General features: G+C 71.6%; 15 protein-coding genes and 1 pseudogene. 9 read left to right on the top strand and 7 right to left on the bottom strand.

The window, feature by feature from the left end:
• The first annotated feature begins 30 nt into the window (after window positions 1-30).
• A complete protein-coding gene (locus tag ACZ6D7_RS41440; RefSeq protein WP_469502479.1) occupies window positions 31-444 on the top strand; it encodes an STAS domain-containing protein in 414 nt (137 codons plus the stop codon).
• 10 nt (window positions 445-454) lie between these two features.
• Here the strand turns inward: ACZ6D7_RS41440 and ACZ6D7_RS41435 are convergent, their stop codons facing one another.
• The gene (locus ACZ6D7_RS41435) at window positions 455-1,249 is read right to left on the bottom strand and encodes a 2-phosphosulfolactate phosphatase (RefSeq protein WP_469502476.1); all 795 of its coding nucleotides are present in this window, start codon (window positions 1,247-1,249) and stop codon (window positions 455-457) included.
• Window positions 1,250-1,284: 35 nt separating this feature from the next.
• A complete protein-coding gene (locus ACZ6D7_RS41430; protein ID WP_469502473.1) occupies window positions 1,285-1,470 on the bottom strand; it encodes a hypothetical protein in 186 nt (61 codons plus the stop codon).
• Window positions 1,471-1,684: 214 nt separating this feature from the next.
• Between ACZ6D7_RS41430 and ACZ6D7_RS41425 the strand changes: the two genes are divergently transcribed.
• The 6 genes from ACZ6D7_RS41425 (at window position 1,685) to ACZ6D7_RS41400 (ending at window position 8,374) form a co-directional block, all read left to right on the top strand.
• Window positions 1,685-2,035, top strand: coding sequence for an ArsR/SmtB family transcription factor (locus ACZ6D7_RS41425; RefSeq protein WP_469502470.1), 351 nt, complete (start codon window positions 1,685-1,687; stop codon window positions 2,033-2,035).
• A 228-nt stretch (window positions 2,036-2,263) separates the two neighbouring features.
• Window positions 2,264-3,454, top strand: coding sequence for a proton-conducting transporter transmembrane domain-containing protein (locus ACZ6D7_RS41420; RefSeq protein ID WP_469502467.1), 1,191 nt, complete (start codon window positions 2,264-2,266; stop codon window positions 3,452-3,454).
• Complete coding sequence (locus ACZ6D7_RS41415) at window positions 3,454-4,413, top strand: respiratory chain complex I subunit 1 family protein (protein ID WP_469502464.1); 960 nt, start codon at window positions 3,454-3,456, stop codon at window positions 4,411-4,413. The genes ACZ6D7_RS41420 and ACZ6D7_RS41415 overlap by 1 nt, the downstream gene beginning before the upstream one ends.
• A complete protein-coding gene (locus tag ACZ6D7_RS41410) occupies window positions 4,410-5,102 on the top strand; it encodes a hypothetical protein (protein ID WP_469502461.1) in 693 nt (230 codons plus the stop codon). Before ACZ6D7_RS41415 ends, ACZ6D7_RS41410 begins: the two co-directional genes overlap by 4 nt.
• A 243-nt stretch (window positions 5,103-5,345) precedes the next feature.
• Window positions 5,346-6,698 carry a proton-conducting transporter transmembrane domain-containing protein gene (locus ACZ6D7_RS41405; protein WP_469502459.1) on the top strand — a complete coding sequence of 451 codons (1,353 nt, stop codon included), beginning with the start codon at window positions 5,346-5,348 and terminating at the stop codon, window positions 6,696-6,698.
• A gap of 5 nt (window positions 6,699-6,703) precedes the next feature.
• Window positions 6,704-8,374, top strand: coding sequence for a hydrogenase large subunit (locus ACZ6D7_RS41400; protein WP_469502457.1), 1,671 nt, complete (start codon window positions 6,704-6,706; stop codon window positions 8,372-8,374).
• 148 nt (window positions 8,375-8,522) lie between these two features.
• Here the strand turns inward: ACZ6D7_RS41400 and ACZ6D7_RS41395 are convergent, their stop codons facing one another.
• From ACZ6D7_RS41395 to ACZ6D7_RS41380, 4 genes are all read right to left on the bottom strand, one after another.
• Window positions 8,523-8,672, bottom strand: coding sequence for a DUF6126 family protein (locus ACZ6D7_RS41395; RefSeq protein ID WP_469502454.1), 150 nt, complete (start codon window positions 8,670-8,672; stop codon window positions 8,523-8,525).
• 352 nt (window positions 8,673-9,024) lie between these two features.
• Complete coding sequence (locus ACZ6D7_RS41390; RefSeq protein ID WP_469502451.1) at window positions 9,025-9,363, bottom strand: ArsR/SmtB family transcription factor; 339 nt, start codon at window positions 9,361-9,363, stop codon at window positions 9,025-9,027.
• A 5-nt stretch (window positions 9,364-9,368) separates the two neighbouring features.
• Window positions 9,369-9,551 carry a hypothetical protein gene (locus tag ACZ6D7_RS41385; protein WP_469502448.1) on the bottom strand — a complete coding sequence of 61 codons (183 nt, stop codon included), beginning with the start codon at window positions 9,549-9,551 and terminating at the stop codon, window positions 9,369-9,371.
• Between the two features lie 540 nt (window positions 9,552-10,091).
• Window positions 10,092-11,321, bottom strand: a complete 1,230-nt coding sequence (locus tag ACZ6D7_RS41380) for a PP2C family protein-serine/threonine phosphatase (protein WP_469502446.1) — start codon at window positions 11,319-11,321, stop codon at window positions 10,092-10,094.
• A 307-nt stretch (window positions 11,322-11,628) separates the two neighbouring features.
• Here ACZ6D7_RS41380 and ACZ6D7_RS41375 point away from each other — a divergent pair, with 307 nt between their 5' ends.
• On the top strand, window positions 11,629-12,423 hold the full coding sequence (locus ACZ6D7_RS41375) for a hypothetical protein (protein ID WP_469502442.1): 795 nt from the start codon (window positions 11,629-11,631) through the stop codon (window positions 12,421-12,423).
• Between the two features lie 268 nt (window positions 12,424-12,691).
• Here the strand turns inward: ACZ6D7_RS41375 and ACZ6D7_RS41370 are convergent, their stop codons facing one another.
• Window positions 12,692-13,096, bottom strand: coding sequence for a DUF302 domain-containing protein (locus ACZ6D7_RS41370; RefSeq protein ID WP_469502439.1), 405 nt, complete (start codon window positions 13,094-13,096; stop codon window positions 12,692-12,694).
• Between the two features lie 176 nt (window positions 13,097-13,272).
• Here ACZ6D7_RS41370 and ACZ6D7_RS41365 point away from each other — a divergent pair.
• Window positions 13,273-13,458: pseudogene (locus tag ACZ6D7_RS41365) on the top strand (MBL fold metallo-hydrolase); the annotation flags it as partial.
• Window positions 13,459-13,556: the final 98 nt, after the last annotated feature.

Raw genomic sequence — 13,556 nt, 5'->3', positions numbered from 1 at the left:
CACCCGACCCGCGCAAGGAAGTGCACCATCATGACCATCGACTGGCGCTACACCGTCCAGGACGATCTCGGCGTCCTCTCCGTCGCCGGATACCTCGGCCCCGATGCCGTGCGCCGCTTCAGCGGAGCCATCGGCTGGTCCCTGGCCCGCGGTACCGGCCCGGTCGTCGTCGATCTCACCGAGCTGCGCAGCTGGTCGACGGAGGGGCAGCTGGCCATCACCGACGCCGCTCGCCGCCTCGCCGAGGCGGGCCGCAGCCTGGAACTGGCCGCGATCCCCGCCGACGGCTCCCTCGTCCCGAACGGTGACTGCCCGCCCATCCCGGTCCACGCGGACCTGGCCGCAGCGCTCGCCGCACACCGGAGGGAGCAGAAGACGGACCAGGGCGAGGAACGCCAGGAGTGGCGCACCACCGGCTGGTCTGTGGCGGACGCCGACCGTTGACGCTGCTGGGTCATCCGCGGGCGAAGGCGCCGTGGCCGTCCCGTACCGGTACGAACGTGCAGGCGTCCTCCTGCGTGGCGATCGCGATGTCCTCCGCGAAGCCCAGCGCCATCAGCTCGCGGCCCGAGGCGCCGGCGGCGACCGCGTGGGCGAGGTCGGCGGTGCCGTCGTAGGCCGCCTTCGCGGCGGCGGCCTCGACGGAGAGCGGACCCGCGCCCTGCGCGTGCAGGTCGCTGATGAGGGCACCGGCACCGATCAGGTCTTCCACGGCGGGGCGCAGCCGGCCGTCCGGCCACTGCTCTCCGGCGGCGATGACGGCGACCGGGCGCCTGGGGGAGCCGTAGCCACGCTCGGTGAGCCAGCCGCCGACGGCGGTGATGTTGCGCAGACACGCGGCGACCAGCGGCACGCTGCGGGGGGTGGCGGCCGCGATGGACGCGCCGTTGGGCGAGGGCAGCACCAGACGGGCCACGAACGGCGCGGTACGCAGATGCGCGGGCGAGAGCGACCACGGCGTATCGGGGGTGACGGCGTGGCGTCCGGCGGCCAGCCGGGCGCCCGACTGGCGGGCGTACGCCTCGGCGGCCATGGCCGCTCCCGCGTGCTCGGTGTCACCGGCGCCTGAAGCGGGCCACCAGAAGGGAAGGACACGGATGCCCTTCTCGGTGGCGACGCTCACCGCCGTGGTGAACGACAGCACGTCGACCACGGCCAGGCAGGCTGCCTGCTCGGCGAGGCGGGCCGCACCCGCGGGACCCCACTCGAAACGGACCCCGCTGCCGGACTGGTCCTCCCAGCCGCTCATCGCACCCCTCCCCCCACTGGCCTGCCGTGCGCGGATCAGTCGCGGTCGTTGCGCGCGGGCTGCTGAGCGGTGCGGCCGCCGAAGGAGAGCTTCAGCATGCGGGCATGGCCGCAGCCCGGACAGCTGCCCTCCTCGCCGACGGCGGCCGGGCGGCACTTCAGGCGGCATCCGGGGCACTTGAACCAGGTGACGCCGATACCGCGCAGTGGAGTGATCCTCACGCAAACCTCCCTCGCACACCTCAGTAATTGCTAATGTTAGCAATTACTGAGGTCATCACCGCTGGAAATCGGTGGTCCGGTGTCTCAGCGCGGATTCGGCGTGGCCGGCTCTGCGGGCGAGGATGGGCCGCATGTCTGTGACGAGTGGGTGGATACGATGCACCGAGGTCCGGCCGGCCATGCCGTGCTGCTGTTGCGGGGAGGAGGCGGCCCGGTGAGTACGCCTCTGTACCAACTGAAGGCCGAGTTCTTCAAGACGCTCGGGCATCCGGCACGCATCCGGGTCCTGGAGCTGCTGAGCGTGCGGGAGCACGCGGTCGCGGAGATGCTGCCCGAGGTGGGCATCGAGCCCGCACACCTCTCCCAGCAGCTGGCGGTGCTGCGACGGGCGAACCTGGTCGTGACCCGCAAGGAGGGCTCGACCGTGTACTACTCGCTCACCAGCCCGCACGTCGCCGAGCTGCTGCGGGTCGCCCGCACCATCCTCTCCGGGGTACTGACCGGCCAGGCCGAACTGCTCGCCGACCTCCAGGCCGCCCAGACCCAGGGCAAACCGCCGTCCTGACAACGGCCCGCATACGGCGGCCGTCTCCCGTGAGCTGGACAGCGCTCTTCGGTCCGGGAGGCGGCCGCCTCCCCCTCCGGGGTCCGCCTTTGAGGCAGAGCGCCAGAAGTGCCGTAACTCCGGCCGCGGGAAGGCTCGTTGATCACCTGCGGAGACGTCCTCACCGTACGAGGAGAGGTTCATGGGGCTGTTGCGCAAGATCCGTGACACGGGTGGTGGCTCGGGCTGATGACGGTGGGCGGCGCAAGCGCGGTGTACGGGATCCTGCAGGCGGCGATGGCCTCGGACCTGAAGCGGCTGCTGGCCTACTCGACCAGCGAGAACATGGGACTGGTCCTGATCGGTGTCGGAGCGTCCGGGCTGTACGCCGCCTACGGCGACATGCGACTCGCGGCGCTCGCCCTGGCGGCGGCGCTGCTGCACGTGGTCAACCACGCCGCCTTCAAGGCCCTGTTGTTCTGCGCGGCCGGGTCGGTACTGCGGGCAACCGGCGTGCGCGACCTCGACCGGCTGGGCGGGCTACGGGCCCGGATGCCGGCCACCGCCGGGCTGTTCGCGCTGGCCTCGCTCGGTGCCGTGGCCTTGCCGCCCGGCAACGGCTTCATCAGCGAGTGGCTGCTGCTGCAGTCCCTGATCCACGGCCTGGAGGTGCCGGGCGTCGCCGTGGCCGTGGTCCTGCCGCTCTCGGTGGCGCTGATCGCGCTGTCCGCCGGGATCGCGGCGGCGGTGTTCGTCAAGGCGCTCGGCGTGGGCTTCTCCGCCCGGCCACGCAGCGAACGGGCCGCCGAAGCGAAGGAGGCACCGCCCCTGATGCTGGCCGGAATGGGGCTGCTCGCAGCCGCGTGCGTGGCACTGGCGCTGGTACCCGGGCTGCTCGGCGACGGATTGGACCGTGCCGTGGCCGCGACGGGGTTGCCGGGCAGCACGGCGGTGTCGGGCGGCGGCTTGCGGGTCAGGTTGGCCGATGTCTCCGCGACGCTGTCGCCACTGTGGGTGCCGGCCGCCCTGACCGCCGCGCTCACGCTGGCCGTGGGCCTGCCCCGGCTGTACCAGCACAGGCGGCGCCGGGTGAACGCCCGGCTGTGGGACTGCGCCGGCGGGGCGCCGAGCCCGCGCATGGCCTACACGGCGACCTCGTTCGCCGAGCCGCTGCAGCGAGTCTTCGACGACGTCCTCGCGCCCGAGCAGGACGTGAACGTCACACCGGTGCGCGAGTCGGCGTACCTGGTGGAACGGGTGCGCTTCCAGCACCGGGTGCCCGACCGGATCGAACACCGGCTGTACGAGCCGGTGCTGCGGGCCCTGGCCGGCACCGGTCGGGCCGCCAGGCGGCTGGCGGGGGGCAGCGTGCACCTGTATCTCGGCTACGGCTTCGCGGGGCTGGTCGTCCTGCTGGTGGTACTGGCGGTCGGCTGGTGATGAACAACGGCATCGGATACGCGGCCGTCGTCGGCCAGATCGTCGTCGTCGGCGCCGGGGCGCCCCTGCTGACCGGATGGATGCGACAGGTACGGGCCCGCCTGGAGGGGCGGGCCGGGGCCGGGGTGCTCCAGCCCTGGCGCGACGCCCGCAAGCTGCTGCGCAAGGAGGCGATCACCCCCGTAGGCACCGGCCCGGCCTTCCGCGCCGCACCCGCGCTGCTGGTCGCCACCACGGTGGTCGCGGCCGCCCTCGTACCGTTGCTGTCCACCGACACACCCGTCAGCGGCCACGCCGACCTCATCCTGGTCGGCGCCCTGATCGCGCTGGGCACTCTGGCCCTCGCCCTGGCCGGGCTGGACACCGGCACCGCATTCGGCGGGATGGGCGCCTCCCGGGAAATGACCGTGGCCGCGCTGGTGGAACCGACCATCCTGCTGTCGGTGTTCGCCCTGTCGATACCGGCCGGCACCACCAACATCCCGGCCATCGTCACCGGCGCCGTCGACGGACCAGCGCGGCTCGCCTCCCCGGCCGGACTGCTGGCCACCGCCGCGCTCGCCGTCGCCGTACTCGCGGAGACCGGGCGGATGCCCGTGGACAACCCCTCCACGCACCTCGAACTGACGATGATCCACGAGGCGATGGTCCTGGAATACGCGGGCCCCGACCTTGCACTGGTCGAACTCGGCACCCAGATGCGCCTCACCCTGCTCCTCGGCCTGCTGGCCTCCCTGTTCATGCCCTGGGGCATCGCCACCAGCGCGTCCTGGGCCGCCCTGGCGATCGCGCTGGTGCTGTTCGTGGTGAAGGCCGCAGCCCTGGGCGCGGTGCTGGCGGCGGCCGAGGTCCTCCGGGCCAAGGTACGGCTGTTCAGGGTGCCCGAGCTGCTCGCCGGGTCCTTCCTGCTGGCCCTGCTCGCCGTGACCGCCTCCTACTTCCTGACCGGAGCCTCATGAGCGGCGGCCTGTACACCCAGCTCCTCGACCTGGCCTGCGGAGCCTTCCTGCTCGCCGCGGTGATCGTGCTGTGGCGACGCGAACTCGCCGCGATCGTCCGCGTCTTCGCCGCACAGGGCGTCGCCCTCGCAGCCATCGCCGTCCTGCTCGGCGCCCACGAAGCGCGCTGGGACCTGATCGCCGTCGGTGTGGGCATCGGGGTGCTGAGGGCGGGCGTCCTGCCTCTTCTCATACGGCGCGCCCTGGCCGCGCTCACCCAGGACCGCCAGCGCCACGACACCGCAGGCGCGGAGACCCGGGAGACGCAACCCCTGGTCAACATCACCGCCTCACTGCTGACCGCCGCCCTGCTGACCCTGCTCGCCTACGCCGTCGCCCGGCCCCTGACCGCGCTGAACCCGACCCCCGCCACCCGTGCCCTACCCGTCGGCCTCGCCGTCGTCCTGATCGGCTTCTTCGTCCTGGTCACCCGCCGCCGTGCCCTCGCCCAGATCGTCGGCTTCCTGCTCCTGGACAACGGCATCACCGCCACCGCCTTCCTGGCCGCCTCCGGAGTACCGCTCATCGTCGAACTCGGCGTCTCCTTCGACGTCCTCCTCGCGGTCCTCGTCCTGCAGATCCTCACCACCCGGATGCGACAGGCGTTCGGCACGACCGACATCGACGACCTGCGGGAGCTGCACGACTGATGAGCCCCATCGCTTCCGCTCTGCTCCTCACCGCCCCCTCCGCCCTACCTCTGGTGGTCGCCGGGGTGTATGCACTGACCGGCCTGCGCACCCGCCCGCACGCCGCAGAGTTCGCTGCGGCACGCACCGAGACCCGGCGGCGGGTGTCCGCACAGGCTCCGGTCCTGGTCGCCGAGGCACCCGCTCCCGAGGAAGCCCCGAAAGCGGCATCCGGCGGACTGGGCCGGTCTCCTTTCCCCTGCCGTGATCCTGCTGTGCGGGAGCCTGCTGGCGGCGGCCGTCGTCGACGACGGCCCGCGGACGGCGTACTCCGGGCTCCTGCGCGCCGACGCGCTGACCGCCTGGATGCTGCTGGTCGTCGGCGCGGTCGCGCTGGTCGCCTGCGGCTCCACCCCCGCGTACCTGGCGGGCGAACGGGCCGCCGGATGGGCGAGCAAGCGGACAGTGTGGCGCTACCACGTCCTGGTCCAGGCGTTCCTGGCCGCCATGTGTCTGGCGGTGGTGACGGCGAACCTCGGTGTGCTGTGGGTCGCAGTCGAGGCCACCACCATCGTCACCGCTTTCCTCGTCGGCCACCGCCACACGCGCACCTCGGTGGAGGCCGCCTGGAAGTACGTGGTGATCTGCTCGGCGGGCATCGCGCTCGCCTTCCTCGGCACCGTCCTGATCTACTACGCGGCCCGGCAGGCCGGCATCGCCGAGGCGTGGGCGCTGGACTGGCCCACCCTCGTCGCCCGCGCCGACCGCCTCGACCCGGCGGTCACCCGGCTCGGCATCACCCTGATCGTCCTCGGCTTCGGCGCCAAGGCGGGCCTGATCCCGCTGCACGCGTGGCTGCCCGACGCCCACAGCCAGGCCCCCGCCCCGGTCTCCGCACTCATGTCCGGTGTCCTGCTGGCGGTCGCCTTCGCCGCGATCCTGCGCTACCGGGTCATCGCCGACGCCGCCCTCGGACCTGACTTCACCCGCGCCCTGCTCACCGGGATCGCCCTGCTCACCCTGGCCCTGGCGGCCGGCCTGTTGCTGGCCCAGCGCGACTACAAGCGGATGCGGGCCTACTCCAGCATGGAACACATGAGCCTGATCGCCCTGGCCACAGCGATCGGCAGTCCGCTCGCCCTGTCCGCCGCCCTGCTCCACATCGCCGGCCACGGACTCGCCAAGTCCGTCGCCTTCTGCACCTCCGGCCGGATCCTGCAGCTGACCGGCACGGTGCGGATCGGACGTGTTCGCGGCCTGCACTCCCAAGCCCCCCTGCTCGCCGGGGCGTTCGGGTTCGCGATCGCCGCACTGATGGCGTTCCCGCCGTTCAGCCCCTTCGCCTCCGAACTCGCCATCGTCCGCGCCGGTTTCGCCGCCGGAGGCGGCCTGGCCTGGGCCACCGCGGCAGCCCTCCTGCTCGTCCTGATCGCCTTCGCCGCGCTCGCCGCCCGCACCGCCCGCATGCTCCTGGGCCCCGGAACACCAGTTGAACCCGGCTTTGTCACCGACTGGCCCCTGCTGCCGGGATTGTTGGCCTGCGCCGCGCTGGGCCTCACCACCGGTCCGCTCACCGACCTGCTCCACGCCGCCGCCCAGGCGATCGGAGGCCACTGACACCGATGCGCACGATCTACCGGATCAGCCTCACCGCACTGCCCCAGCATGCCGAGGACCTGCTCACCAAAGGCCACCGACTCGCACTGGTCGCCGCGCACATCGACGAGACCGGCCCGCGCGTGGTGTACCTGTTCACCTCCGGCCCACCCGACACCCGCACCGAACTCCACGTCCGTCTCCACCCGGACCACCCCGAGGTACCCTCCCTCGCCCGTCTCTCCTTCCCCGCAGGCCGCTTCGAACGCGAGATGCACGACCTCTTCGGCATCGCCCCCCTCGACCACCCCCTCCCACGCCACTTCCACTGGCCACGCGGCTGGTACCCCATGCGCCCCGACGCCGGCCCCCCACCGGCCTTCGGCGAACAGGAAGGCCCCTACCCCTTCCTCGAAGTCGAGGGCGACGGCGTCTACGAGATCCCCGTCGGCCCCGTCCACGCCGGCCTCATCGAGCCCGGCCACTTCCGCTTCTCCGTCGTCGGCGAGACCATCCTCAAACTCAAGGCCCGCCTCTGGTTCGTCCACAAGGGCATCGAAAAACTCTTCCAGGGCCGTACGGTCGCTGCGGGCCTCCCGCTCGCCGAGCGCATCAGCGGCGACACCGCCGTCGGCCACGCCCTCGCCTACTGCCTCGCCGTCGAGGAAGCCACCGACACCCAGGTCCCCACCGAGGCCCAACGCGCCCGCGCCCTCCTCCTGGAACTGGAACGCGTCCACAACCACGTCGCCGACCTCGGCATGCTCTGCAACGACGTCGGCCACGGCATCCTCAACGCCCACGCCCAACGCATTCGCGAACAACTCCTGCGCCTCAACCACGAGACCACCGGCCACCGGCTGCTGCGCGGCGCAGTCGTCCCCGGCGGCTCAGCCCTGCGCACACTGCCGGACCCGACCCGGCTCAAGAACATCGGCGCGGACATCCGGGAGATCACCGACCTCGCCCTAAATCACTCCACCGTCCGCGACCGCTTCACCGGCACCGCCATCCTGCATGCCGACGCCGCCCAGGAGATCGGCTGCCTCGGCTACGTCGCCCGCGCCAGCGGCATCCCCGCCGACGCCCGGATCACCCACCCCTTCACGCCCTACGGCAGCAGCCTCGACGTCCCCGTCCACGACAGCGGCGACGTCCTGGCCCGCTTCCTCGTCCGCGCCGAGGAGATCGACACATCCCTCGCCCTGATCGAGTACTTGGCAGCCGACCTCCGAGCCTCGAAGACGGTGCCGGCGCCCCCGCCCGATCCCGGCGCGGGCCCCCGCACGGGGGTGGGCCTGGTCGAGGGCTGGCGCGGCACCATCGCCACCCGCGTCGAACTCAACCCCGACAACACCCTGGCCCGCGTCAAGCCCCCTTGCCGCGGGCGAAGGCGACCAACCGGGCTGTGGCGTCACGGCTGTCGGACGGCGAGCCGTCCCACACCGCCAGCAGCCGGGCACACGAGCCCAGCAGGAGCTCGTCCGCTCCTGCGCAGGCATCAGGGGCACCCGGGTCGTAATCCAGCAGCCGCACCTGCTGCGAGAGCAACAGCAGCTCCCCGGCCGCTCGCCGGTCATGCGTCTCAAGTGCCTCGGGCACACCGTTCCCGGAGGGCACCACCGTCACCAGCTCCGCCGCGCGAGCGGCCCGCCCGAAGGCCACCGGCAGCCCCGCCCAGCCCGCACCAGGCCTGACCTGCCCGCTCGCGCGCAGTCGGCCAGGCGCCTGCGCAGCTCCTCCTCCAGCATCGCCAAGGTGGGCGCGGTGAGGTCGTGGTGTCCCACGACAGCTGTCACGTAAGGAAGTCCTGTCTGCGGACACAGCTGTCGACCTTGATCTGGGTCACTTGCCGGCGTGGTCCGCCAGGTAGAACAGCAGCATCACCCAGCCCGCGATGATGTGGGTGCCGAAAATGTAGAAGAAGGTGCGCAGCCACACGCCGCGCTCCTCCCGGCTCTCGCGATCCCGCTCCTTCTTCTTTTCTCCGTTCACCGGAGTGACTCCCTGTTTGATCCGGTCCGGCGTGCTCTACGACGGCATCCGGGGCCGTACGAAGACGACCTTGCCGTCGTGGTCGACGGTCGGCTCGGCGAGTGGGCGGCATGCCGCAGCTCATTGGTGACCGGCTCACTGGTCACCAGGAGCACCGCGTCCGCGAACGCCGAGTCCAGCGCGACGCCCGCGTCCGGCAGGCGCCGGGCCACTGCCTCGCGAGTCCGCCTGACCGTGTCCGGCCCCACCTTCACCGAGACGAGGATGTGCCGCTGCACCGCCGGCGGCACATCCTCGATCACGGCTGCCGACCTGCCGCGCCGGCACGGAAGCCGGAAGCCTCCCTCGCTCGTCACGGTGAGGGCTCCGCGGCCCGCAGCTCGTCCAGCAGATCCCGCTGGCCGGACCAGAGGACGGCAAGGATCCGCCGCGCGGCGGCGAGCAGCTCCGCCACGTCACCGCCGGCCAGCTCATACATCACCGTGGAGCCGGTGCGCGAGGCGGTCACGATGCCCGAGCGGCGCAGCACGGCAAGCTGCTGGGACAGGTTCGACGGCTCGACCTCGATCGCGGCCAACAGGTCGCGCACCGGCTTCGGCCCGTCCTGCAGCAGCTCCAGCACCCTTATCCGCACCGGATGCCCGAGCATCCGGAAGAACTCCGCCTTCGCCTCGTACAGCGGAACCGGCATCCCGATCACTCCTCGTCCGCCCGCTCGACCTCGACGTCGAGCCCGTGCCTGCGGGCGAATCGCACCGCGTCGTCCAGCTCGTCCTGTGCCACTGCCACGGCGTACGGGTCCTCGGCCGCCACAGCGGCCGCCAGCCCGGCCCGAGCCGCCCGCACCCGCGCGAGCAGCGCCTCGACGACTGCGCCCACCCCGACCTCCATACCTCGGATCATCTGTCGACCAACGCAACTAGTCAATTGAAGAACTCTTCAAGTGTAGAGGCCGTGAGTCGTTGGAGTCGCGCCCGCACGCGAGGGCGCTCTGGGGTCTCGAACGTCGGCCGACCGCGCGCAGAGGCAGAGGAAGGAAGCGTGAGTGAAGCCAGGGCTGAGGCCCGCGTGGCAGCCGTCAGCCCTGGTCGCGGTGTGTCTTGGGCGACGGGGGCCCACGGCGGTACCGATGGTTATATTCCGTCACGGATTGTGCGGGTATGGGCTGGTCTGCTCGCCGTAGTAGGCGCGATGGTCCATGGCGGGGTGATGCCGACGGGACCGTAAGTGCGTACCTGGGTGACGCTGTCGAGGTCGAGCACGTCGACGGGAATTGTCCGCGCCGACCAGCGCACCGTACGCATGTGGACCCGACGAAAGCGGACCGGATCGGAGCCGTAGGCGCCAGAGGGAGGCCACGCTCATCCGGCGGACCTGCCTACCGCGCGCGGGTCGGTGTCGAGCCGTCGGCTGGGACGGTCACAGTCGCAGGACGATCAGGGCGGTGTCGTCGGTGTTGCCGGTGGGCGGTAGGAGGTCGGTCAGGAGTGCGTCGGCCATGGTCTCGGGAGCTGCGTGTCGGTGGTGGGTGAGGGAGTCGGCGAGGCGTGCCAGGCCGGTGTCGATGTCCTCGTCACGGCGTTCGATCAGGCCGTCGGTGTAGAGGACGAGGGTGGCACCTTCGGTGAAGGGCGTGCCGGCCTGAGGGCGGGAGAGGTGTTCGGGGCGGGCGGCAAGTGGGGGGTCGGTGGCCTGGTCGAGAAAGGTGACGGTGCCTTCGGGGTGCACGAGCGCGGGCGGCAGGTGACCGGCGCAGCTGTAGGTGATGGTGTGGCTGTCCCAGTCGACGAAGGTCGTCGCCACGCTGGTCGCCTCGGCGCCGTCGACGAAACGGGCGTACAGGCCGAGCGCCTCCAGAGCCTGGGCGGGGCCGTCGGCGACCCGGCAGGCCGCGCTCAGGGCACTGCGCAGCTGCCCCATGACCCCGGCGGCCGCGAGGCCGTGCCCGACCACGTCTCCGACCGCGACCGCGAGGTTGTCGCCGGGCAGGTCGACCAGGTCGTACCAGTCGCCGCACACGTTCAGCGTGCCGACGGCGGGCCGGTAGCGCACGGCCGCTGCGTGCGGCCCGGTCGGGCCGGGCGCGGGCAGCATCGCTGCCTGCAGGGTCAGGGCGACCTCGCGCTCGTGGGCGTGCGCCCGGCGGAGCCGTTCGTTGACCTCGTGCAGTTCGCGGGCGCGGGTGTACAGCTCGGCCTCCAGCACCCGGGCCTGCCTGTCGCCGCTCGGGCCGCCGCGGGCGTGGATGAGTTCGGTGACCTCCTCCACCCGGTGTACAACCAGCGCCACCTGCCCGTCGGAGTCGAGAACGGGTGCGTTCACCGGGCTCCAGTAGTGCTCCTGCCAGTGGCCGGGCCGCGAGGGATCCTCGATGTCGTAGCGGAGCAGTGCCATCGTGTCGCGCTCGCCGGTGGCCACCACCCGCAGCATCGACGCCTGTGTCTCCCTCATGCCGGCCGCGGCCGGGTCGTTCGGGTTCTCGGGGAAGACGTCGAAGATGTAGCGGCCCAGCAGCTGCTCGCGGGTACGCCCGGCCAGCCGTAGGAAGTCGTCGTTGGCGTCTGCGTACACCAGGTCGGGGGTGAGCAGGGCCACCATGCCGGGCAGGGCCCGGAAGACCGCCGCATAGTCGATCTGCGGGCTTCTCATATCCTGCCTGTCTGCCTGGGTACCGAGCGTCACTGTGCTGTTCCACGATAAGAGCGTGAAAGCGACGGGGCCTGGCATCGCGCCCCTCTGGCCCGGCGCTGTCCCACAGCGACGTCGAAGTCCTATGAGCCCGCCACACCCAAGGAGCGAGGGGTTTGGACGGGAACGTGTGGGCCGGTCGGCGGCGGGGTGCGGGCCGAATGGCCCCGGCTGTCGGCCGCTCGCCCGGAGGAGGCTGTCAGGTAGAGACACCTTCGGCCGCGGCGAGGCGGCTACCGACGGGGACCGGCCCCCGGAGGCGATGACCATGATCCGCAGGCGTGTACATGTCGCTGCTGTGGCGGCCCTGGCCCTTGCGGGCACCGTGGCCATCGGTGGCTGCGGCGGGAACGGCGGCATCTCCACCGGTGGAGATGCCCTCCGCATCCCGGCGGTCTCGGCCAGCCCCACCGCCCCGGGCAGCAGCACACCAGGCAATCCTGACGACCCGTCCACTCCGGCCGGCCCGACCAGCGGGTGGGGCGCAGACGTGTGGAGCGAGAGCGGCTCCGGCATGATGGGCGGCGCCTCGGGCTCCTGGGGGCCCGGCATGATGGGAAACGGCATGATGGGCAACTGGTGGCTGGCGGGCAACGGCAACCAGGTGCAGACCCTTGACCACGCCCGGCAGCGAGCGACAGCGTTCGCCGACCGGCTCGGCCTGCAAGTCGGCGAGATCATGCAGTTCTTCCGCAACTTCTACGCCGAACTGCAAACCACCGACGGCCACCCTGCCACCGAGGTCCTCGTCAACCCCGCCGACGGAGCCGTGCAGATCGAGTACGGGCCGGCGATGATGTGGAACACCGACTACGGCATGCACCACGGCATCCGAACCACGGCCCACATCTCGGCCGCGCATGCCCGGAGCATCGGCCGGCAGTGGCTCCACGAGCACGACAGCACACTGACCGCGGGCGATCCGGAGTCCTACCCCGGCTACTACACCCTGCACACCATGCAGTCCGGGAAGATCACCGGCATGCTGTCGGTCAACTCCTCCACCGGACAGGTCTGGTATCACACCTGGCACGGCACCTACATCGACACCAGCCGGCGGTAGCTCGCAGCCGGACCTCCCGTGGGCGGCCGACCAGGCCGCTTGCCGAAAGCCAGGATGTAGGTGAGGACTGCGGTGCAGGAGCCCAGGCCGAAGACCTGATCCGCGACCGGCGACAGGACGGTGCGTTCCTGGGCCGGTCGTCGGGCTCGGCCGCAAGGGCCGCGGCGCGGGCGTCGAGCCGGGCGCGCCGGAGGGCCCGTGGTGGTATGGACCGACCTGCGGGGTGTGCGATCCCGGTATCGGAATCATGCCGTCGCTCGGGGTGGTGTCAGCTGTCGGCGTCGGCTGCCGCGAGGGAGGCGAGGGCGGCGTCGAGGCGGCGGGTGGCCTCCTCGGCGACGGGGCGCAGGGCGTCGAGTTCGGTGAGGGCGACCATGGTGCCCGGGTCCAGGGCCTGTACGGCGGTGTTGTCGCCGTCGCGGCGGACGACGACGTTGCAGGGCAGCAGCAGGCCGATCGAGCGGTCGGTCTCCAGGGCGCGGTGGGCCAGGGGCGGGTTGCAGGCGCCGAGGGTGACGTAGTCCTCCATGTCGTGGTCGAGCTTGACCTTGAGGGTGGCGGCGACGTCGATCTCCGTGAGGATGCCGAACCCCTGCTCTCCGAGGGCGTCGCGGGTGCGGGCGACGGCGGTGGCGAAGTCGGTGTGGAGGTGGACCGTGCGGTCGTAGCGCATGGGGTGGGCCCTTCTCGTCGGTTCGTGTGGCGCGGGACGGGTGTCCGGCCGTGTGCGCGGTGCTCGTGAGGTGTTTTCCGGGGCTTTCCCTGTCGCCGAAAATACCCCCCGGGGTACTCGGGCTACCGTCGAAGATATACCCCCCGGGGTAATTCTTCACTGGAAGGGAGTACCTCGTGTTCTTCGTCGACACGATCGAGGTGGCGGGGCTCGGCAACCGGAGCTATCTCGCGGGCGGTGAGCGCACCGCCGTGGCCGTCGACCCGCCGCGCGACATCGACCAGGTGATCGCGGCGGCCGCGCGGCGCGGGGTGCGGATCGCGCGGGTCGTCGAGACGCATGTCCACAACGACTACGTCACGGCGACATCGCCTACTGTCCCGCCGACACGACGCTGGACGAGCTGATCCGCATCGCGGGCAGCCGCTGGGCAGTCGAGGAATGCTTCCAGACCGCCAAG

The sequence above is a fragment of the Streptomyces sp. NPDC041784 genome (genome assembly GCF_055591025.1).
This window is presented reverse-complemented; position numbering and strand designations above follow the sequence as displayed.